Here is a 20,447-nt window from a genome sequence, read left to right on the forward strand (position 1 = left end):
TGTCATGAAGGGCCCCATCCTCATGTTGAACGTGAGGATGGGGCCCTTCATGACGGTTGGTCGGGGTAGCGAAGAGGCGCGGGCCCACACCGGCCCGCGCCTCTCGTTCGCCTATGGATTTGGGTTCGTCTGCCCCGTTCGGACCCTGTGGGCTCAGCCCTGCTGGATCTCGGCCGAGAGCTCACGCAGCTTGGCGTTGTGCTCGCGGGCGTGGTGGCCGCAGAACAGGAGCTCGCCTCCGGACGGGAGAATGGCGCGTACCTGAGCGGCTGCGCCGCACCGGTCGCAGCGGTCGACAGCGGTCAGCTCGGGGCGGGTGAGCAAGGTCGTCATGGAAATCTCCCTCCGTCCCGGCACCGGGTGCTTCCGGTGCCTACTACAGCTGCGACCACCGGCCTCCGGGTCGCCGCCCGTCGGTCTCCTGGTGCTCGCTGCCATCACTCTTGCAGACGTTCGGCGCCTCGTCGGTGTTCCCGACCGTCGTGGCGACGCCCGTCACGTGAGATGCACCCGGATGTAGCAAGCCACACTCCGTGACATCCCACCCTGTCGATGGTCCGTTGCCGGAGCCCTCGCCAGGTCCCGAGGAGGTTACGTTTTGTCGTCGGATCGGGTCCAACATGACTCACCGCAACGAACTCAGGTACTCAAGCTACGTCAGCGAACCACGACCGGGTTCGTATCGCCACCCCTGTTGTGGGATGAGTCACACTACAGAGCGTAAGATTCGCTTCTGGCGAACAACCGCCCGCACCCCGTTTTCAGCCCCCGTGAGCCCTCCAGCCCCCGCCCCCGGTTTTGCGCCCCTCGAGACGGCGTGACGGCGTCCCACGGGCCAACTGGGGGCCACGAACGACCATCGCCGAGGTGAACGCCCCACCTCAAGTGGATCTAGGGGAGTGGCCGGACGGCGAACGCCCCGTCCGGCCGAAGGGCCGAACGGGGCGTTCGAGTCGAACCGGGACCGCTCAGTCCAGGTAGTCCCGCAGCACCTGGGACCGGGACGGGTGACGCAGCTTGGACATCGTCTTCGACTCGATCTGGCGGATCCGCTCCCGGGTCACGCCGTAGACCTGGCCGATCTCGTCCAGGGTGCGGGGCTGGCCGTCGGTGAGGCCGAAGCGCAGCCGCACCACGCCCGCCTCCCGCTCGGACAGCGTCGCCAGCACCGACTGGAGCTGGTCCTGCAGCAGCGTGAACGACACCGCGTCCACGGCCACCACGGCCTCGGAGTCCTCGATGAAGTCGCCGAGCTGGCTGTCGCCCTCGTCGCCGATGGTCTGGTCCAGCGAGATGGGCTCCCGGGCGTACTGCTGGATCTCCAGCACCTTCTCCGGTGTGATGTCCATCTCCTTGGCCAGCTCCTCCGGCGTCGGCTCGCGGCCGAGGTCCTGGAGCAGCTCGCGCTGTATGCGGCCGAGCTTGTTGATCACTTCCACCATGTGCACCGGGATGCGGATGGTGCGGGCCTGGTCGGCCATGGCCCGGGTGATCGCCTGCCGGATCCACCACGTGGCGTACGTGGAGAACTTGTAGCCCTTGGTGTAGTCGAACTTCTCGACCGCGCGGATCAGGCCCAGGTTGCCCTCCTGGATCAGGTCCAGGAACGCCATGCCACGGCCGGTGTAGCGCTTGGCCAGCGACACCACGAGTCGGAGGTTGGCCTCCAGCAGGTGGTTCTTGGCCCGCTCGCCGTCCCGCACGATCCAGCGCAGGTCCCGCCGCATCTGCGGGGGCAGCTTCTCGGTCTCGTCCTCGGCCTTGCGCACCCGCTCGGCGGCGTAGAGCCCGGCCTCGATCCGCTTGGCCAGCTCCACCTCCTCCTCGGCGTTGAGCAGGGCGACCTTGCCGATCTGCTTGAGATAGGCGCGGACGGAGTCGGCGGAGGCGGTGAGCTCGGCGTCCTTGCGGGCCTGCCGGAGCGCCTCGGACTCCTCCTCGTCCCAGACGAAGTCGGAGCTGTCCTTGGTCTCCTCCTCGTCCGGCTCCTCGACGACGTCCTCGACGACGACGTCCTCGAGTTCGGCCGCGTCCAGCTCGACCTCGCCCTCGAGATCCGGCTCCTCGCCGTCGCCGTCCTTCTTGGCCTTGGCCGGCGCGGCCTTGCCGGTCGCTGTCTTCTTGGCGGCGGCGGCCCGGGGGCCGGCCGGCTTCTTGGCCGCTGTCTTCGCGGCGCCGGTCTTGGCCGCACCACGCGCCGGGGTGGCCTTCACGGCCTCCTCGGCGTCGACCGGCTTCTTTGCCTTCGCGGCGGCGCTCGCGGGGGTGGCGGAGCGTCGGGTTGCGGTTTCTGCGGCTGCCACGTACGCCCTTTCGCGACGGTCCTTCACGGCAGGCCGAAGGGCGCGAACCTCGGCCGCCAGGGGGTTTCGGGGGAGCACCCGGGCGGTTGCTGACCGTGGGCGCTGTTCCATTGTAACGACGAAGGCCGTGCCGCGTTGCCGCCACACGGCCTCCGACGGGCCCTTTTTCCGTGTTCCCGCAGGTAGATCGCCGGAACACGATTCGGTCAGTTTTTTCGAGGTACCACTAGTGGCCGATCCCGTGGGTGGCCGCGGCGGCCGCGCCGACGATGCCGGCCTCGTTCTTCAGCGCGGCGGCGACCACCTTGGTGCGCACCTTGAGCAGCGGCAGCCACTTGTCGGCCTTCTTGCTGACGCCGCCGCCGGCGATCACCAGGTCCGGCCAGATCAGGTCCTCCAGCGTGCGCAGGTAGCGGCTGACCCGGTGGGTCCACTCCTCCCACGACAGGTCCTTGTCCTCCTTCACCGACGCCGCGGCCCGCTTCTCCGCGTCGTGCCCGTCCACCTCCAGGTGGCCGAACTCGGTGTTGGGCAGCAGCCGCCCGTTGAGGAACACGGCGCTGCCGATGCCGGTGCCGAAGGTCAGCAGCACCACCACGCCGGACTGGTCCTTGCCGGCGCCGTAGCGGACCTCGGCCAGGCCGGCGGCGTCGGCGTCGTTGAGCACGACCACGTCGTCGGCGGCCCGCCCGAGCCGCTGCGCGAACAGGGCCGCCGCGTCGGTGTCGACCCAGCCCTTGTCCACGTTGGCGGCGGTCAGCGCGACGCCGCGCTTGACGACGCAGGGCAGCGTGACCCCGACGGGGCCGGTCCACCCGAACTTCTCCACGATCTCGGCGACCACGTCGGCCACCGCGTCCGGGGTGGACGGCTGCGGCGTGACGATGCGCAGTCGCTCGCCGTCCAGCTCGCCGGTCTCCAGGTCGACCAGTCCGCCCTTGATGCCGGATCCACCGATGTCGATCCCGAACCCGCGGGTTGTGCCCATCCGTCGGACCCTTCCTACTCGATTCAGTCCGCTGCCAGTCCTCGACCCAGAGCGGGTCTTCGGGAGTGTGCGCAGACCCTAACGTGTGTGGTTCGGTTGGCGGCGTGCTAGCCGCTGAATCCGAGGAACTCGTCAGGATCGCCGTCACCGTCGGGGCCGAGGCCGCCGAGTTGGTCCGCGACGCCCGCGATCACGCTGTCACCCAGGTGGACACCAAGTCCAGTGAAACCGACGTGGTGACCGCCGCGGACCGCGCGTCCGAACAATTGGTCCGCGACCGTTTGGCCCAACTGCGCCCCGGCGAGCCCGTGCTGGGCGAGGAGGAGGGCGGGACCTCGTCGACGGACGGCCTGGTGTGGGTGGTCGACCCGATCGACGGCACCGTCAACTACCTCTACGGCCACCCCTGGTACGCGGTGTCGATCGCGGCCCAGCTGGACGGGGTGTCGGTGGCCGGCGCGGTGATCGAGCCGGTCTCCGGCCGGGTCTGGACGGCCGCCCGGGGCGGCGGCGCCTTCCTGGACGGCAAACCGCTGCGCGCCGCCGCGACCACCCGGCTGGAGCTGTCGCTGCTGGGGACCGGTTTCTCCTACGACCACGCCCGGCGGCTGCGGCAGGCGGAGGCGATCGGCCGGATGCTGGGCCGGGTGCGGGACATCCGCCGCTGCGGGGCGGCCTCGCTGGACCTGTGCGCGGTCGCGGCCGGCTGGGAGGACGCCTACGTCGAGCACGGCCTGCACCGCTGGGACTGGGCCGCCGGCGGGCTCATCGCCGAGGAGGCGGGCGCCGTCGTGCGGTTCCCCGGCGAGGACCATGACGGCCTGGGCGCGGAGGCGACGTTCGCGGCCGCGCCCGGCATCGCCGACCAGCTCAGGGCCGCCCTCGCGGAGAGCGGCTTCGGCAAGGTCTGACCTGCCTTGGCAACGGATCGCGAGGCCCCGCCGATGCTTCGCACGGTTGCTGGATTTCACCCACCACCAAGCCGACGCGGCGGGTGAAATCCAGCAAGGGCGAGGCATCGGCTACCCGGGGGCCGAGCCGCGACGCCGAAGGCGGCGCCGATTAACAGTGCACAGCGCGGGCAGCGTTGATGAGGTCGATGCTCACCGGGGCCTGGCCGGTCGGCTGGGACAGCTGCCCGCCCTGGGCCGGCGGCTGCTTCTGGGCCCACGTGGCCAGCTCCTGGAGCACCTGCTTGGCGCTGGAGTTGACCCGGAACTCGTCGTACTTCTTGCCCACGACCAGGTCGACGGTGCCGTCCTGGCGCTCGTCGCGGACCAGCTCCGCGCACGGCTCCAGAATGCTGAGTGTTCGGGCGCCGGCGGCGCCGTTGGGGCCGAACCGGATCTGGCCCCGGCAGTTCAGGTCGCTGGCCGGGTACACCGGGTCGCTCGCCGGGGCGCCGGCGCTGGCGAAGCCGGCCTGCAGCACCGCGGAGTTCACGATCGCCGCCTGGTTGCGGGTCTCGCCGCCGTTGTAGACCCGCACCTGGACCTGGGCGGCCGGGGCGGGCGCGGTCTTGTCCAGCGCGTCGTGGGACAGCACGTCGCCCAGCTTGGGGGCGGGCGTGGCCGGCGGGGCCGATCCGACCGGCAGCGGCCCGGGGGCGTTGCAGCGCACGGCCGCGTCCACGTCGTCGTCGGTGTTGATGACCTTCACCCAGACGAAGCCCGCGACGACCACCAGGATGATGAACAGGACGAGGGCGGGCCACGGCCGCCGCTTGCGATAAAGCGGCTTCCCCTTCCCTCTGACCCCGACTGGCGCAGTCACGTCCCCGCCCTCCTTGACCCCGACCGACGCGACGCGTCGCAAGTGGTGCACACCCCTGTACCTGGACCGTCGCCTGTGATCAGCCTAGGCGTTACGGCCGACCGGCGTCGGTCGACTCCGTCGTCCGTGTCCGGTCCGTGTCGCGGTGCCGCCCCCGATCGCGCCCCGCGATCGGCCGTGCGCGTACCGTCAGCACAGCTCAGGGGCGATCGCATCACGCCTGGGCCGCGCGGGCAAGGGGTTTCCCGGTGGAATTCCCCCGTGAACGGGGCCGATCCCGCCTGGTAGGACCACGGATGGGTGAGTGTGTGCATGAACCCTTGCGCAGTGGGCTATCATCCCTCCGCTCCGGGCCACTGTGGGTGCGGCTGAAAATCGATGAACGATCACTGGGTGGCAGCCGGCACGGAGCGAGACCACCGTCACTTCCGACGGCGGGCACAAACAGGGGCCCTGGAACGTTGACCAGCGGCACGAACACAGTCTGAATGTTGACTGCAGGGGTGAAAGAAGTATGGCGACCGACTACGACGCTCCGCGCCGGAGCCAGGACGACGACCTGGCCGAGGACTCCCTCGAGGAGTTGAAGGCGCGGCGCAACGAGACGCAGTCCGGCGTGGTCGACGTCGATGTGGATGCACCGGATGAGAACTTCGAGTTGCCAGGCGCCGACCTGTCGAACGAGGAACTTACCGTCAAGGTGCTGCCGAAGCAGGCTGACGAGTTCACCTGTTCCAGCTGTTTCCTGGTGCACCACCGGAGTCGACTGGCCGAGGAGCACAACGGGCAGTTGATCTGCCGGGACTGCGCCTGAGCGAACGCGACCGGCCGGCGCGCGGGAGGCGCCCGGCGCCGTCGGCGCGAGGCTCAGGCGTTCTGGGGGTCAGTTGTGCTGCAGTACGGCGGCCAGCTTGTCCGCGTTGCGGACGCTGAACAGCCAGTACGGGGTCGGATCCGCCGGGTCGTTGAGGTAGACCCGGAGGACCGGCCCGACCCAGCCGCGGTGCGAGACGAACGCGGTGGGGTCCAGGTCCGGGCCGAGCGCCTTGCGCTTGGCCTTGGCCGGGATGACCTCGACCTCGTCGATGAAGCGCAGTGGCACGTGGGCGTCGCCCACCCACAGCTCGTCGTCGACGACCTTCACGGTGGCCCGGCCCAGCCACAGCATCACGCCCACCACCAGCGGGATCGTGATGACGTAGGGCAGCCATGCCCGCACGCCGGGGTAGCCCATGTGCACCTCGGCGGCCATCAGCACGGCCGCGACGACCGGCAGCGGCCAGCCCCACCACGGCACGTACAGCCGCTCCGCGAACACCGGCTTGGTCTTTGCCACCGCACTCACGCTCTCGGTCACGGCACCAGGGTAGTGTCACGCGCCGTGTCCAGCGTGCAGGTCCTCCTCTCCCGAATCGATCCCGGCGTTCCGGTGCCGTCCTATGCCACCGCCGGCGACGCCGGCGTGGATCTTGTGACGACCGCCGACGTGGTCATCGAGCCCGGCGAGCGCGCCGTGGTCGGCACCGGTGTGGCGATCGCGCTGCCGGTGGGTTACGCCGGATTCGTGCACCCCCGCTCCGGGCTGGCCGCCCGGGTGGGCCTGAGCGTGGTGAACACGCCCGGCACCATCGACGCGGGCTACCGCGGCGAGATCCGGGTGTGCCTGATCAACCACGATCTCCGCGAGCCGATCCAGCTGCGCCGGGGCGACCGGATCGCGCAGCTGGTCGTGCAGCGCGTCGAGCACGTGGCCTTCACGGAGGTCGCCGAGCTGCCCGAGTCCGAGCGCGGCGTCGGCGGCTACGGATCGACCGGCGGGCACGCGGTGCTCACAGGCACGAAGGAGTAACGAGGAATGTTCGGCAAGCGCGGCAAGCGCGGGCGGCACCATGTCAACAAGGACTCCGGCCGCCTGGGGGTGCCGAACTACGACGAGGCCGAGGAGCCCGTCGAGGTCGAGGCCGCGACCAGCGGCCCGTTCGACGAGGCCGACGAGCCCGCCGACGGGCTGTCCCGGCTCGACCTGGGCTCGGTGCGGGTTCCGGTGCCCGAAGGGGCGCAGTTGCAGGTCGAGGTCGACCCGTCGGGTCCGGTCCGCGCCGTGCACCTGGTGACGCCCATCGGCCAGATCACCGTCAGCGCCTACGCCGCGCCGCGGACCGGCGGCCTGTGGCCGGAGATCTCCGAGGAGCTGGTCACCCAGCTGCGCGGCGACGGGGCACGGGTGATCAAGGAGGCCGGCGAGTGGGGGACCGAGCTGGCCGCCACCGCCAACAACGTGGTGCTCCGCTTCATCGGCGTCGACGGTCCGCGGTGGATGCTGCGGGGCGTGGTCGCCGGGCCCGGTGAGCACAACGTGATGGCCTCCGAACTGCTGCGCAACGTCGTCCGGGGCACCGTCGTGGTCCGCGGCGTCGCCCCGCAGCCGGTGCGCACGCCGCTGCCGGTCGAGCTGCCGCCGGCCATCGCCCAGCACATCCAGGCCCAGCAGCAGGGCTGACCCTTGCTGTCCGACCACACGACCGAGCGCCTCCGCCAGCGCTTCGGTCCGGACGTCCAGCCGTGGCTCGACGGGGTTGCGGCCCTGGTCGAGCGGCTGGCCGCGCGGTGGGGGCTGTCGGTGGTGGCCAGGATGAGCACCGGCAGCACCTCGTGCACGTTCCGCTGCCGTCGGTCCGACGGCTCTTTCGCCTACCTCAAGGTCACCCCCGACCACGAGGTCTTCGCCACCGAGCTGGCCGCCCTCCAGGCCTGGGCCGACTGTCCCGCCGTCGTCTCCGTGCTCGACTCCGCGGCCGAGGACAGCGCCCTGCTCATCGAGGCCCTGGAGCCCGGCACCCCGCTCGCCGACTGGCGCCCCGCCGCCCGCCTGCTCGCCGAGCTCCGCTCCGTCCCCGCGCCCACCTCGGGCTTCCTCACCGTCGCCGAGCGCGTCGACTTCATGTACGACCTGGCCCTGCGCCGCAACCCCGGCCTGCCGCCGGCCCTGGTGACCGCCTCCCACGCCGCCGCCCGCCGCCTCGCCGACACCGGCACCGTCGTCCGCCTCGTGCACGGCGACCTGCACCCCGCCAACGTCCTGGCCGCTGGCTCCCGCCACGTCGCCATCGACCCCCGGCCCTGCCTCGGCGACCCCGACCTCGACGTCGTCGACTGGGCCTTCCTCGACGTCGCCACCGTCGACGCCCTCCGCGCCCGCATCGCCGCCCTGGACGTCCTCGACGAGCACCGGGCCTTCGAATGGTCCCGGGCCATGGCCGTGCTCCTGCTGATGTCCCAGGTCCGCCGGGGCGCGGAGGACGCCAGCACCCCCATGCTCCGGCAGCTGGCCGACAGCCTCGCCTGAAGGGACAGGCTGCTGGCTCTCGCCGCCCCGGATGCAAGAAGATCGTCCTATGGCAGACCTGAAGGACCACGCGTCATCGGTCCACTGGCTGGTCGAACACGGACTGATCGGTGCCCCAGAGATCCACATGGCCGCCGCACCCCCGACCGGTGTGGCCGAGGCCGAGGCACTGGCCCGGGAGGCACGGGCCCAGCTCGAAATCGACGGCCCGTTGCCGGCGCTCGCGGACGTCTGCGAACGGTTCGGGCTCTATCTGCTTGTCGTCGACCATGCGGCCGACGGCGCCTCGATGACGCTGGACGGCGTCGGCGCGGCCGTCATCGGTGGTCAGGCCGATCCGGGACATCGCCGCTCGGCGGCCGCGCGTGAACTCGGCCGTCACCTCTTCGGCGATGCCCACAACGTCGACGCGTTCGCGGCGGCGCTGCTGCTGCCGGCGTCGGCGCTGCGGCAGGAATGGCCCGGCGACCCGAGCCGGCGCCGGCCGGCCCTGGTTCGGGTCGCCGGCACCTACCGCGTCTCCTGGAATCTGGCCGTGCAGCGAGCCGGTGACCTCGGGCTGATCGACGCCGTCGAGCAGCAGTCGCTGGCTGCCACTCCACCGGTAGTGGGCGACTTCCTTGCCCAGCTAGGCACCGTCCCCGTGGAGGACCTGACCGTCGGCACCACCGGCGCGGCCTGGAAGCGTGCCGTGCTCGCCGCCTACGGGAATTCGCTGATCACGGGCACGCGAGCACTCGAACTGCTGCACGGCGCAGTGGATGGCCTGGAGGATCTGCCGTCACGCGGCAGCTCGCCCGGCGACTGACGCCTGCCAGGCCTCGACGGCAGCTCGGCCCAGGGCGGAGCGGTCGGCGCCGAAGTCGGCGAAGGACAGGGAGCGGAGTTCGGCGCCGGGGATGGCGGCGGCCCACTGGGCGGCGACGGTGGCGGGGTGCAGGGGGTCGTCGCGGACGGCGGCGATGCCGACGGGGATGTCGAGGGACGCGAGCTGGGCCAGGGTCGGAGCGGGGCGGTCGGCGGCGGCGAGGAGCGAGTCGACCAGGCCGGGGCCGTGGCGGCGCCAGGCGCGGGAGAGTTCGGCGGCCAGCCAGGGGGAGACGTCGGTGGCGGCCAGGGTGGGTTCGAGGCCGTCGCGCTGGACGAGGGACGCGGAGTAGCGGGCGGCGACGGAGGCGGGGCAGTCGGCGGGAGAGCCGTGCCAGGCCGGCAGGGCCAGCAGCAGTCCGGCGCAGCGGGAGGGGTGTGCGCAAGCCCACTCGGCGGCCAGGTGGGCCCCGAAGGAGATGCCGCCGGCCAGCACGGGTCCGGCGGAGGTGACGGCGGCGTCGAGGGACAGCAGGTGCCGGCGGCCCAGATCCGGGCCTGGAACCGGTTCCGGGGCGACCAGGGTCACCCCGGCGGCGGCCAGGGGGGCGGCGAAGACCGAACGGATGAAAACGTCATCCGATCCGGTTCCGGGCAGTAGGACGGCCGTGTCGGTCACAACGCCAGATCTTGCCGCTTCGGCGGCGGTTGAGGGGGCCTCCGCGCGGTTACCCTGGCTGTTGAACGGCCCGGCGTGGGGGCCACAAGGCGCATAGGAGCGCGGAGAAATGGCGAGCTCAAGGGGCGGCTACTGGAACCGTCTCGTACGCCGACTGACCAGCGACGTCACCGAGTTGGACGCCGACGACCTGTCGCGCGAGGTCGACGCCGTCGGGGCGCAGCGGGCGTGCGACTGCCAGTCCGGCGAGGAGGTCACCGTGCTCGGCCGGCTGCGCAGCGTGGAGCTGTGCCCGCGCGACGCGGCGGCGACCCTGGAGGCCGAGCTGTACGACGGCACCGAGGGTGTGACGCTAGTCTGGCTCGGTCGCCGCCGCATCGCGGGCATCGAACCGGGGCGCACCCTCAAGGCCCGGGGTCGGCTCGCGGTCCGCGACGGCCGCAAGGTTCTCTACAACCCCTACTACGAGTTGCAGACGACTTCATGAGCGAACAGCCGGCCCCGCGGGCCGAGTCCGAGGATGAGCCGGACAAGTCCGACAAGCCGATGCCGACACTGCTGGAGCAGATGGGCGGCATCAGCGGCCTGATCTACTCCTCGGTGCCGGTCGTGGTCTTCGTGCTGGCCAACTACCTGTTCGACTGGCAGGCCGCGCTGTGGGCGGCGGTCGGCGTGGCGGTGGCCATCGCGCTGCTGCGGCTGATCCGCCGCGAGCCGCTGCAGCCGGCCATCTCCGGCCTGCTGGGCATCGCCGTGTGCGCCTTCATCACCATCCGCACCGGCTCGGCCAAGGGCTTCTTCGCCTTCGGCATCTGGAGCAGCCTGGCCTACTGCGCGGCGTTCCTGATCTCGGCACTGGTGCGCTGGCCGCTGGCCGGCGTGATCTGGTCGACGCTGAACAACTCGGGCTTCAAGTGGCGCGCCGATCGCACCGCCCGCCTCTACTACGACGTGGCGACCCTGGTCTGGATCCTGGTGTTCGGGTCCAAGTTCGTGGTCCAGCAGTGGCTGTACGACCAGAACGACGTGGGCCTGCTGGGCGTGGCCCGGATCGCCATGGGCTACCCGCTGACCGCCATCGCCATCGGCGTCACCGTCTGGGCGGTCCGCAAGGCCGACAAGCGCCTGGCCCAGCTGGCGGCCGAGGAGCAGCCCGACCCGGTGGAGCAGGAGCAGCCCAAGCCCGCCGAGGAACCAGCGTAGGCAAGACCCGCCTTTTCAGTCATGAAGGGCCCCTTCCTGACGTTGAACGTCAGGAAGGGGCCCTTCATGACTCTGCGGACTACTGGTCCAGGCCCAGGGCGATCCTGATCTCGTGCTCGACGTCGGCGGCCGCCACGAACAGCAGCTCGTCGCCCTGCTCGAACGGGTCGTCGGACTGCGGCACGATGACCCGCCCGCCGCGCAGGATGGTCACCAGGGCCGCGTCCCGGGGCAGGTTGAGCTGGCCGACGGCCTGCCCGGCCAGGGTGGTGTCGTGCGGCAGGGTGATCTCCACCAGGTTGGCCTGGCCCTGCCGCAGCGTCATCAGCCGCACCAGGTCGCCGATGTTGACGGCCTCCTCGACCATGGCGGCCAGCATGCGCGGCGTGGACACGGCCACGTCGACGCCCCAGGCCTCGGTGAACAGCCACTCGTTGGCCGGGTCGTTGACCCGGGCCACCACGCGGCGCACCGCGAACTCGGTCTTGGCCAGCAGCGACACCACCAGGTTGACCTTGTCGTCGCCGGTGGCGGCGATGACCACGTCGCACATCTGCAGGCCGGCGTCCTCCAGCGAGGACAGCTCGCACGCGTCGGCGTGCACCCACTCGGCCTGCTCGACGGTGGGCGGCTCGAAGTGCGCCTGGTCGCGCTCGATCAACATCACCTGGTGGTTGCTGCCGAGCAGCTCCTGGGCGATGGACCGGCCGACCGCGCCGGCGCCTGCGATCGCGATCCGCATCAGTGGCTCTCCTCGGGTGCCTGGCCCGCCGCCGCGGTGATCTCGGTGATGGTGCCGGACAGGGCGGCGACGTAGATCTCGTCGTCGGCCTGCACGACGGTGCTGGGCTCGGGCAGCACGCCGGTGCCGAAGCGCATGATGAACGCCACCCGGCAGCCGACGGTCTCCTGCAGCTCGGCGATCTTGCGGCCGACCCAGCCCTCGTGCACGGGCAGGGGCAGGACCGCCACCGAGCCTGACGGGTCCCGCCAGGCCGCGGCCTGGCCCTCGGGCACCAGCATCCGCAGGAAGCGGTCGGTGGCCCAGGGCACGGTGGCCACCGTCGGGATGCCCAGCCGCTCGTAGACGGCCGCCCGCTTGGGGTCGTAGATCCGCGCGACGACGTGCTGCACGCCGAACGTCTCGCGGGCCACCCGGGCGGCGATGATGTTGGAGTTGTCCCCGCTGGACACGGCGGCCAACGCGCCGGCCCGCTCGATGCCGGCGGCGACCAGCACCTGCCGGTCGAACCCGTTGCCCACGACCTGCTGGCCGTGGAAGTCGCTGCCCAGCCGTCGGAAGGCCTGGCCGTTCTTGTCGATGACGGCGACCTGGTTGCCCAGGCGCTCCAGCGACCTGGCCAGCGAAGCCCCCACCCGGCCGCAGCCCATGACCACCACGTGCACGAATCGTCCTCCTCCGCGATGCGGCTGCACGGTACCTGGCGGCGGAATCGAGGGTCCCCCGCAACCCCCCAATGCACCAATGGACCGGTTTGTTCCCCAACCTACCGACGACTGCTCCGATGCGGTGACGACCTCGCCTAGGCTGTGCCGTTGTGTCCAAGCTTGCGACCGCGGCCAAACGGCTCGTCCTCGGCCGACCCTTCCGCAGTGACCGACTGGCGCACACGCTGCTGCCCAAGCGGATCGCCCTGCCGGTGTTCGCGTCCGACGCGCTGTCCTCGGTGGCGTACGCCCCGGAGGAGATCTTCCTGACGCTGAGCGTGGCCGGCCTGTCGGCCTACAGCTTCGCGCCGTGGATCGGCGTCGTGGTGGCGCTGGTCATGCTGGTCGTGGTCGCCTCGTACCGGCAGAACGTGCACGCCTACCCCAGCGGCGGCGGCGACTACGAGGTGGCCACCACCAACCTCGGCCGCTACTTCGGGCTGACGGTGGCCAGCGCGCTGCTGGTCGACTACATCCTGACGGTGGCGGTGTCCACCGCGTCCGGCATCGCCAACATCGGCTCGGCGCTGCCGTTCATCGGCGAGCACAAGGTGCTGTTCTGCCTGCTGGTGATCGGCCTGCTGACCGCCATGAACCTGCGCGGCATCCGCGAGTCGGGGGCGGCCTTCGCCATCCCGACCTACGGCTTCATGGTCGGCGTCATCGGCATGGTGATCTGGGGCGTGGTGCGGGCCCTGTCCGGCGCCGACCTGCGGGCCGAGAGCGCCGGCTTCCAGCTGCACGCCGAGACGTCCATGACCGGCATCGCGTTCGCCTTCCTGATCCTGCGGTCCTTCTCCTCCGGCTGCGCCGCGCTGACCGGCGTGGAGGCGATCAGCAACGGCGTGCCGGCCTTCCGCAAGCCGAAGTCCCGCAACGCGGCGACCACGCTGCTGATGATGGGCCTGGTCGCGGTGGTGATGCTGATCGGCATCATCAGCCTGGCCATCCTCACCAAGGTCAACTTCGCCGACGACCCGGCGACCCAGCTGATCGGGGCGCCCGCCGGCTACCAGCAGAAGACGATCCTGGCCCAGATCGCGGCCGCGGTGTTCAGCAACTTCCCGCCGGCCTTCTACTACATCTCGTTCGTCACCGGCATCATCCTGGTGCTGGCGGCCAACACCGCGTTCAACGGCTTCCCGGTGCTCGGCTCGATCCTGGCCCAGGACCGCTACCTGCCCCGCCAGCTGCACACCCGCGGCGACCGGCTGGCCTTCAGCAACGGCATCCTGTTCCTGGCCGCGCTGGCGGTGGTGCTGATCGTCGCGTTCGACGCCGAGGTGACCCGGCTGATCCAGCTGTACATCGTGGGCGTGTTCGTGTCGTTCACGTGCAGCCAGGCTGGCATGATCCGGCACTGGAACCGGCTGCTGGCCACCGAGGAGGACAAGTCGGTGCGGGCCCGGATGCGGCGCTCGCAGGTGATCAACACGATCGGCCTGGTCTGCACCGGCGCGGTGCTGATCGTGGTGCTGATCACCAAGTTCGCCGCCGGCGCCTGGATCGCCATCGCCGCGATGGCGGCGATCTTCGCCCTGATGACCGCCATCCGCAAGCACTACGACACGGTGGCGGCCGAGCTGCGGATGGCCGAGGCCGAGCGGGACAACGCGGTCATGCCGTCCCGCAACCACGCCATCGTGCTGGTGTCCAAGCTGCACCTGCCCACGCTGCGGGCGCTGTCCTACGCCAAGGCCACCCGGCCGGACGTGCTGGAGGCGGTCACCGTCAACGTGGACGACGCCGACACCCGGGACCTGGTCGCCGAGTGGGACCGGCAGGCGTTCAGGACGCCGCTGAAGGTGATCGAGTCGCCCTACCGGGAGATCACCAAGCCGGTGCTGGACTACGTGAAGCGGGTCCGCACCGACAACCCCCGCGACGTGGTGACGGTGTTCCTGCCCGAGTACGTGGTCGGCCACTGGTGGGAGCAGCTGCTGCACAACCAGAGCGCGCTGCGGCTCAAGGGCCGGCTGCTGTTCCAGCCGGGCGTGATGGTGACCAGCGTGCCGTGGCAGCTGGCCTCGGCCAAGGACCGGGGGGAGCCGAACCGGGTGGTCTCGCCCGGCCAGATCCGCCGCGGCCTGGACACCCCGATCGAGAAGCGGAAGACGAGGACGTGACGCAGACTCAGCCCTGGACCGGGCGTCGGCTTGAGGTCGAGGTCGGGCCGGTGGCCCACGGCGGCCACTGCGTGGCCCGGGCCGAGGGCCGCGTGGTGTTCGTCCGGCACGCGCTGCCGGGGGAGCGGGTCGTCGTCGAGGTGACCGAGGACAAGGGCGGCTCGTTCTGCCGTGCGGATGCCGTCGAGGTGCTGGCTCCGTCACTCGACCGGGTGGAGCCGCCGTGCGCGCTGGCCCATCCCGGCGGGTGCGGTGGCTGCGACTGGCAGCACGCCTCCGCCGACGCCCAGCGGTCGCTGAAGGCGGCGGTCGTCGCCGAGCAGCTGCGCCGGCTGGCTGGCCTGGAACTGGACGTCGAGGTCGAGGCGCTGCCCGGCGGCCTGGGCGAGTGGCGGACCCGGCTGCGCATGGTCGTCGACGGCAAGGGCCGGGCCGGGTTCCGGGCGCACCGCAGCCACAAGGTCGTGCCGGTGCGGCGGTGCACCATCTCGGACCCGGATCTCATCGACGACGTGGTTCGTGGGCACTGGACCCGGGGCGCGGAGCTGGAGCTGACCGCCGACTCCCTGGGCCAGATGCACATCGTGGAGCGCCCGCAGCGGGGACGGCCGCGGGTGGTCTCCGGTGACGGCGTCGCCGTGGAACGGGCCGGCGGCCGGGAGTGGCAGGTCGACGCGCACGGCTTCTGGCAGGTGCACCCCGAGGCCGCCGACCTGTACGCCGAGATCGTCGGCGAGTGGGCGCAGGCGCCGGTCGGCGGCACGGCCTGGGACCTCTACGGCGGGGCCGGCCTGTTCGCGGCGGTGCTGGCCGAGCAGGTCGGGCCGGACGGATCGGTGCTGGTGGTGGAATCCGCCCGCGGGGCGGTGGCCGACGGCCGTCGCAACCTCGCCGACCTGCCGCAGGTGCGGTTCAAGGCCGGGCTGGTGGAGGAGACGACCCTGACCGGCCGGCCGGCCGTCGTCGTGCTGGACCCGCCCCGCAAGGGCGCGGGCAAGGCCGTGGTGGACGCCATCGCCGCCGGCGAGCCGGATCGGGTGATCTACGTGGCGTGCGACCCGGCGGCGCTGGCCCGTGACGTCGCCGGCTTCGCCGAGCACGGCTACCGGCTGGAGCGGCTGCGGGCCTTCGACGCGTTCCCCATGACCCACCACGTCGAGTGCATAGCCCTGCTCACGAAGTGAGCCTGCGCAGGGCGTCGTCCGACGGGGTGCCGGGCTCGGCGGAGTAGATCACCAGGCGCTGGTCGTCCTCGGGCACGTGCAGGGTCTGCGCGTCCAGGTCCACAGCGACGCCGTTGGGCAGGCGAAAGCGTTTGCGGAGGGTGTGGTCGGCCCGAGCCCAGGACGCGCCGAACGCGCCGTGTCGGGTCCCCAGCTCGTCGATCAGCGCCGGGATCGTCGGGTCGGCCGGGTAGCGGGCGGCCGCCTTGCGCAGGTCGATCACGGCCTGGCCGACGAACCGCTCGGTGTCGCCGACGCAGAGGTCGGTGCTGAAGGCCAGCCGCAACGCGTTGCACATTCGCGGCTGTAGTGCAGCGAAGTCCGTGATTGCCAGCGCGGCAGCCCGGTTCCAGGCCAGCACGTCGTACTTGGCGCTCAGCACATACGCCGGCAGGTGGCCGACGCGGTCCAGCAGCTGCTGGACGCCGGCCGACACGGTGGTCGACGGCGTGCCCGGCGACGGCGGCATCTGGCCGGCGATCCGCGCCAGGTGCGCGCCCTCGTCGTCGGTCAGCGCCAGCGCCCGGCCCAGCGCCGCCAGCACCTCTGACGATGGTCGCGGGGCGCGGCCCTGCTCCAGCCGCTCGTAGTAGTTGGCGGACATGTGCGCCCGCTCCGCGACCTCCTCGCGGCGCAGGCCCGGGGTGCGCCGCCGACCGTCGGGCAGGCCGACGTCCGCCGGCCGGATCGCGGCGCGGCGGGAGCGCAGGAAACCGGCGAGCTGCTGCTTGTCCACGGCTTCAGGGTGACATCCTTTCGGGGGACGCTGCCACGGACCAGCAGTCCGTGGTTACCAGCGTCGCTCGGCCCGACCGTGGTGGACATGTCACCCACCGAGTTGATCCGCCGGGCACTGGATCGGCTGCTGGCCAAGGACATGGCTGGCTTCCTCGACCTGTTCGCCGACGACGCCGTGCTCGAGTTCCCGTTCGCCGAGCCGCCGCAGCCGTCCCGCGTGGCCGGGAAGGCGGCCCTGACCGCCTACCTCGACGGCTACCCCGAGCGGCTCGACATCCGCGAGTTCCCGGTCGTCGTGCTGCACCAGACCACCGATCCGGCCATCGCCGTGGCCGAGTTCACGGCCAAGGGCATCACCGTGAGCACGGGGGAGCCGTACGAGCTGTCCTATGTGGCCGTCATCACTGTTCGGGACGACCTTGTCGTGTCCTACCGCGACTACTGGAGCCCGGTGGCCGCCGCGCGGGCGGTGAACGGCTGATGACCATCCTCGTCACCGGCGCGACCGGCACCACCGGCAGCCGCGTCGCCGCCAAGCTCCGGGCCCGCGGCGCCGATGTGCGGGCCGTCAGCCGCAGCACCGCCGTTCCCTTCGACTGGCACGACGCCGGCACGTACGGGCCGGTCGTCGCCGGCGTCGACCGGGTGTACCTGGTCGCGCCGGTCGGGGTCGCCGACCCGAGCCCGCAGTTCGACCGGTTCCTTGCCGACGCCGTCGCCGCCGGCGTGCGGCGGGTCGTGCTGCTCAGCTCCGACGTCACCCCGGAGAGCACCCCCGGCCTGGACCTTATCCGGCACGCCGTGCGGCGGATGCCCGAGTGGGCCGTGCTGCGACCGTCCTGGTTCATGCAGAACGTCGTCAACGAGCACTGGCTGGCCGTGGGCATCCGGGAGCGGCAGGAGATGATCACCGCCACCGGCGACGCCCGGCTGGGCTTCGTCGACGCCGACGACATCGCCGCGGTGGCCGTGGAGCTGCTGCTCACCGACGAGCCCGTCGCGGACGACTACGTGCTGACCGGTCCCGAGGCGCTGAGCTACGCCGACCTGGCCGCCCTGCTGACCGAGTCCGGCCGGCCCGCCCGGCACGTGCCGGTCACTGTTGATCAGTACGTTGCGCACTTGACCGCCCAGGGTGTACCGCCCGAGTTCGCGACCGGCCTCGGGGAGGTGGAACTCCAGGTCAGGGGCGGTTTCGAGGATCGTGTGACCGACACCGTCGAGCGGGTCACCGGCCGTCCGCCGCGCTCGTACCGGGAATTCCTGGCCTGCCGCCAGGATTGAGCATCGGGGCTGTCAGGCTCCGGTGCCACGATGGCGGCATGGCAGTTCTCGACGAGTTCGACATCGCGGCCGGGGGACAGCCGCCCCCGGCCGCCAACTCAGCAGAGTGCTCGGCCCCGCCGCTGCTTCGCACGGTTGCTGGATTTTTTGAGGGCCGCCACCCGACCTGCCCCACCACGAAGCCAACGCGGCGCTCGAAAAATCCAGCAAGGGCGAGGCAGTGGCCCCGAAGGGGCCGAGCCGCCCTGCCGGAGGCAGGGCCATAGACACAGTGAGCAATGACTCACCTATGTGGTGATCGTGTGGAGACTGCCAACCGCTCCGCGCACCGAACGTCTTCCCGACCGGGGGCTCGACCCGCCGGTGGAGGCGCCGGCTCTGCTGGACGGGCGAGGGGCCACCGGTGGTGACGGTACGTTCCGTCACCACCTCGACAGGTGGAATCCCACGATCTCCGTAGACTGACACGCGCCGCTTCGGCGGCACGTTCCGCAGGAAACGGCGAGGAATTGACCCCGGCGCCAAAAGGCGAGGTGAAGCGGTGACGCTGCTGGAATCCGTGCACGGACCCACTGATGTGAAGCGGATGGAGCAGGGAGAGCTGGAGCAGCTCGCGACTGAGATCCGGTCCTTCTTGGTCGAGAAGGTGGCCCGCTCGGGCGGCCACCTGGGACCCAACCTGGGCATCGTGGAGCTGACGCTCGCGCTGCACCGGGTGTTCGACTCGCCCAGCGACGCGCTGCTCTACGACGTCGGGCACCAGTGCTACGTGCACAAGATCATCACGGGTCGGGCCGACGGCTTCGACCTGCTCAAGCAGACCGGCGGCGTGTCCGGCTACCCGAACCGGGCCGAGAGCCCGCACGACTTCGTCGAGAACAGCCACGCCTCCACCGCGCTGTCCTACGCCGACGGCATGGCCAAGGCGTTCCAGCTGGCCGGCAGCCGGCGGCACGTGGTCGCCGTGGTCGGCGACGGCGCGCTCACCGGCGGCATGTGCTGGGAGGCGCTGAACAACATCGCCGCCGACCCGACCCGGCCGGTGGTCATCGTGGTCAACGACAACGGTCGGTCCTACTCGCCGACCATCGGCGGCTTCGCCGACCATCTGGCGGCGCTGCGCCTGCAGCCCGGCTACGAGCGGGCCCTGGAGAGCGGCAAGCGCACCCTGCAGCGCACCCCCGTGGTCGGCCAGGCGGTCTACGCCGCGCTGCACGCGGCCAAGCGCGGCATCAAGGACGCGCTGGCCCCGCAGGCCATGTTCGAGGACCTGGGCCTGAAGTACCTCGGCCCGGTCGACGGCCACGACCTGGTCGCCCTGGAGGCCGCGCTGCGCCGGGCCAAGGCGTTCAACGGGCCGGTCATCGTGCACGCCGTCACCCGCAAGGGCAACGGCTACGCGCCGGCCGAGAACGACCCGGCCGACCAGATGCACCAGACCGGCGCCATCGACCCGGTCACCGGCAAGCCGCTCGGCCCGAAGACCACCTCGTGGACCTCGATCTTCGCCGAGGAGCTGGTCCGGGCCGGCGCCGAGCGCAAGGACGTGGTCGCCATCACCGCGGCCATGCTCGGCCCGACCGGCCTGGAGAAGTTCGCCAAGGCCTACCCGGACCGCTGCTTCGACGTGGGCATCGCCGAGCAGCACGCGCTGACCTCGGCCGCCGGCATGGCCATGGCGGGGCTGCACCCGGTGGTGGCGCTGTACTCGACGTTCCTCAACCGGGCCTTCGATCAGCTGCTGATGGACGTGGCGCTGCACCGCCAGGCCGTCACCCTGGTGCTGGACCGGGCCGGCATCACCGGCTCCGACGGCCCCAGCCACAACGGCATGTGGGACCTGTCCATCCTCGGCATCATCCCCGGCATCCGGGTCGCCGCGCCGCGGGACGCCGTCACGCTGCGTGAGGAGTTCCGGGAGTCGCTGGCGATCGAGGACGGGCCGTCCGCGCTGCGCTTCTCCAAGGGCGCGGTGGTCGAGCACGTGCCGGCCCTGGAGCGCGTCGGTGCCGTGGACGTGCTCAGCAAGCCGGCCGGCTCCACGGGCTCGGACGTGCTGCTCGTGGCCGTCGGCGCCTTTGGCGAGCTGGGCGTGGCCGCCGCGCAGCGGTTGGCCGACCAGGGCATCGGCGTCACCGTGGTGGACCCGCGGTGGCTGCTGCCGGTGCCCCAGGAGCTGGCCGAGATGGCCGCCGAGCACCGCCTGGTGGTCACCGTCGAGGACAACGGCCGGCACGGCGGCTTCGGCTGGGCGCTGGCCGCCGCGCTGCGCGACGCCGGCGTGGACGTGCCGATGCGGGACCTGGCCGTGCCGCAGCAGTTCCTGGAGCACGGCTCCCGGTCCGAGGTGCTGGCCCAGGTCGGGCTGACCGCCCAGGACGTGGCCCGGCGGGTCACCGAGTGGGTCGCCGGCCGGATCGGCGAGCCGGCGCCCGCCTCGGCCGACGTGCCCGCCGAGGAGCGCAAGCACGGCTAGGTCCGCCGCGGCGGTTGACTGACACCGAATCCGCACCTCCTGCCGGGCTGTG

General features: G+C 71.5%; 22 protein-coding genes. 13 read left to right on the forward strand and 9 right to left on the reverse strand.

The window, feature by feature from the left end; all coding sequences use genetic code 11:
- Positions 1 to 153 precede the first annotated feature (153 nt).
- The 3 genes from JJ691_RS48730 to ppgK all read right to left on the reverse strand — a co-directional run bounded on the left by JJ691_RS48730 (position 154) and on the right by ppgK (position 3,291).
- On the reverse strand, positions 154 to 333 hold the full coding sequence (locus JJ691_RS48730; protein WP_211766150.1) for a DUF7455 domain-containing protein: 180 nt from the start codon (positions 331 to 333) through the stop codon (positions 154 to 156).
- Between the two features lie 635 nt (positions 334 to 968).
- Positions 969 to 2,414, reverse strand: coding sequence for an RNA polymerase sigma factor (locus tag JJ691_RS48735; protein WP_211766151.1), 1,446 nt, complete (start codon positions 2,412 to 2,414; stop codon positions 969 to 971).
- 115 nt (positions 2,415 to 2,529) lie between these two features.
- Positions 2,530 to 3,291: a polyphosphate--glucose phosphotransferase gene (gene ppgK / locus JJ691_RS48740; RefSeq protein ID WP_211766152.1), complete on the reverse strand. Its 762-nt coding sequence runs from the start codon at positions 3,289 to 3,291 to the stop codon at positions 2,530 to 2,532.
- A gap of 104 nt (positions 3,292 to 3,395) precedes the next feature.
- Between ppgK and JJ691_RS48745 the strand changes: the two genes are divergently transcribed.
- Positions 3,396 to 4,202 carry an inositol monophosphatase family protein gene (locus JJ691_RS48745; protein WP_211766153.1) on the forward strand — a complete coding sequence of 269 codons (807 nt, stop codon included), beginning with the start codon at positions 3,396 to 3,398 and terminating at the stop codon, positions 4,200 to 4,202.
- Between the two features lie 151 nt (positions 4,203 to 4,353).
- Here the strand turns inward: JJ691_RS48745 and cei are convergent, their stop codons facing one another.
- Entirely contained in the window at positions 4,354 to 5,064 is a 711-nt protein-coding gene (cei, locus tag JJ691_RS48750; RefSeq protein WP_211766154.1) for an envelope integrity protein Cei, read from the reverse strand.
- A gap of 514 nt (positions 5,065 to 5,578) precedes the next feature.
- On the opposite strand from cei, the gene JJ691_RS48755 reads away from it, so the two are divergent.
- Entirely contained in the window at positions 5,579 to 5,878 is a 300-nt protein-coding gene (locus JJ691_RS48755) for a DUF4193 domain-containing protein (RefSeq protein WP_116173883.1), read from the forward strand.
- Positions 5,879 to 5,947: 69 nt separating this feature from the next.
- Here the strand turns inward: JJ691_RS48755 and JJ691_RS48760 are convergent, their stop codons facing one another.
- On the reverse strand, positions 5,948 to 6,421 hold the full coding sequence (locus JJ691_RS48760) for a DUF3093 domain-containing protein (RefSeq protein WP_249227520.1): 474 nt from the start codon (positions 6,419 to 6,421) through the stop codon (positions 5,948 to 5,950).
- Between the two features lie 24 nt (positions 6,422 to 6,445).
- Here JJ691_RS48760 and dut point away from each other — a divergent pair, with 24 nt between their 5' ends.
- The 4 genes from dut to JJ691_RS48780 are packed head-to-tail and all read left to right on the forward strand — an operon-like array spanning position 6,446 to position 9,218.
- A complete protein-coding gene (gene dut, locus JJ691_RS48765) occupies positions 6,446 to 6,913 on the forward strand; it encodes a dUTP diphosphatase (protein ID WP_211766155.1) in 468 nt (155 codons plus the stop codon).
- Between the two features lie 6 nt (positions 6,914 to 6,919).
- Positions 6,920 to 7,564: a DUF3710 domain-containing protein gene (locus tag JJ691_RS48770; protein ID WP_211766156.1), complete on the forward strand. Its 645-nt coding sequence runs from the start codon at positions 6,920 to 6,922 to the stop codon at positions 7,562 to 7,564.
- 3 nt (positions 7,565 to 7,567) lie between these two features.
- Entirely contained in the window at positions 7,568 to 8,410 is an 843-nt protein-coding gene (locus JJ691_RS48775) for an aminoglycoside phosphotransferase family protein (protein ID WP_211766157.1), read from the forward strand.
- 49 nt (positions 8,411 to 8,459) lie between these two features.
- Complete coding sequence (locus JJ691_RS48780) at positions 8,460 to 9,218, forward strand: hypothetical protein (RefSeq protein WP_211766158.1); 759 nt, start codon at positions 8,460 to 8,462, stop codon at positions 9,216 to 9,218.
- On the opposite strand, the gene JJ691_RS48785 is transcribed toward JJ691_RS48780, so the two are convergent.
- Positions 9,192 to 9,896, reverse strand: coding sequence for an alpha/beta hydrolase (locus JJ691_RS48785; protein ID WP_211766159.1), 705 nt, complete (start codon positions 9,894 to 9,896; stop codon positions 9,192 to 9,194). The two genes, JJ691_RS48780 and JJ691_RS48785, sit on opposite strands and share 27 nt — an antisense overlap.
- A 109-nt stretch (positions 9,897 to 10,005) precedes the next feature.
- On the opposite strand from JJ691_RS48785, the gene JJ691_RS48790 reads away from it, so the two are divergent.
- Together JJ691_RS48790 and JJ691_RS48795 are read left to right on the forward strand one after the other, a co-directional pair.
- Positions 10,006 to 10,383 carry an OB-fold nucleic acid binding domain-containing protein gene (locus JJ691_RS48790; protein WP_211766160.1) on the forward strand — a complete coding sequence of 126 codons (378 nt, stop codon included), beginning with the start codon at positions 10,006 to 10,008 and terminating at the stop codon, positions 10,381 to 10,383.
- Positions 10,380 to 11,099 (forward strand): DUF3159 domain-containing protein, encoded by a 720-nt coding sequence (locus tag JJ691_RS48795; protein ID WP_211766161.1) that lies wholly within the window; start codon positions 10,380 to 10,382, stop codon positions 11,097 to 11,099. Before JJ691_RS48790 ends, JJ691_RS48795 begins: the two co-directional genes overlap by 4 nt.
- A gap of 79 nt (positions 11,100 to 11,178) precedes the next feature.
- Here the strand turns inward: JJ691_RS48795 and JJ691_RS48800 are convergent, their stop codons facing one another.
- Both JJ691_RS48800 and JJ691_RS48805 read right to left on the reverse strand, forming a co-directional pair.
- A complete protein-coding gene (locus JJ691_RS48800; RefSeq protein ID WP_211766162.1) occupies positions 11,179 to 11,841 on the reverse strand; it encodes a potassium channel family protein in 663 nt (220 codons plus the stop codon).
- Entirely contained in the window at positions 11,841 to 12,506 is a 666-nt protein-coding gene (locus JJ691_RS48805) for a potassium channel family protein (RefSeq protein ID WP_211766163.1), read from the reverse strand. Before JJ691_RS48805 ends, JJ691_RS48800 begins: the two co-directional genes overlap by 1 nt.
- 152 nt (positions 12,507 to 12,658) lie before the next feature.
- On the opposite strand from JJ691_RS48805, the gene JJ691_RS48810 reads away from it, so the two are divergent.
- Together JJ691_RS48810 and JJ691_RS48815 are read left to right on the forward strand one after the other, a co-directional pair.
- Complete coding sequence (locus JJ691_RS48810; protein ID WP_211766164.1) at positions 12,659 to 14,674, forward strand: APC family permease; 2,016 nt, start codon at positions 12,659 to 12,661, stop codon at positions 14,672 to 14,674.
- Positions 14,671 to 15,858, forward strand: coding sequence for a class I SAM-dependent RNA methyltransferase (locus tag JJ691_RS48815; protein WP_211766165.1), 1,188 nt, complete (start codon positions 14,671 to 14,673; stop codon positions 15,856 to 15,858). Before JJ691_RS48810 ends, JJ691_RS48815 begins: the two co-directional genes overlap by 4 nt.
- Here JJ691_RS48815 and JJ691_RS48820 read toward each other — a convergent pair.
- Positions 15,848 to 16,633 carry a helix-turn-helix transcriptional regulator gene (locus JJ691_RS48820; protein ID WP_211766166.1) on the reverse strand — a complete coding sequence of 262 codons (786 nt, stop codon included), beginning with the start codon at positions 16,631 to 16,633 and terminating at the stop codon, positions 15,848 to 15,850. The two genes, JJ691_RS48815 and JJ691_RS48820, sit on opposite strands and share 11 nt — an antisense overlap.
- Before the next feature lie 87 nt (positions 16,634 to 16,720).
- Here JJ691_RS48820 and JJ691_RS48825 point away from each other — a divergent pair, with 87 nt between their 5' ends.
- The 3 genes from JJ691_RS48825 to dxs all read left to right on the forward strand — a co-directional run bounded on the left by JJ691_RS48825 (position 16,721) and on the right by dxs (position 20,395).
- On the forward strand, positions 16,721 to 17,116 hold the full coding sequence (locus JJ691_RS48825; protein WP_211766167.1) for a nuclear transport factor 2 family protein: 396 nt from the start codon (positions 16,721 to 16,723) through the stop codon (positions 17,114 to 17,116).
- Positions 17,116 to 17,919, forward strand: a complete 804-nt coding sequence (locus tag JJ691_RS48830) for an NAD-dependent epimerase/dehydratase family protein (protein ID WP_211766168.1) — start codon at positions 17,116 to 17,118, stop codon at positions 17,917 to 17,919. Before JJ691_RS48825 ends, JJ691_RS48830 begins: the two co-directional genes overlap by 1 nt.
- Before the next feature lie 541 nt (positions 17,920 to 18,460).
- A complete protein-coding gene (gene dxs, locus JJ691_RS48835; RefSeq protein ID WP_211766169.1) occupies positions 18,461 to 20,395 on the forward strand; it encodes a 1-deoxy-D-xylulose-5-phosphate synthase in 1,935 nt (644 codons plus the stop codon).
- Positions 20,396 to 20,447: the final 52 nt, after the last annotated feature.

Source organism: Kutzneria sp. CA-103260, assembly GCF_018263855.1.
GTDB lineage: Bacteria > Actinomycetota > Actinomycetes > Mycobacteriales > Pseudonocardiaceae > Kutzneria.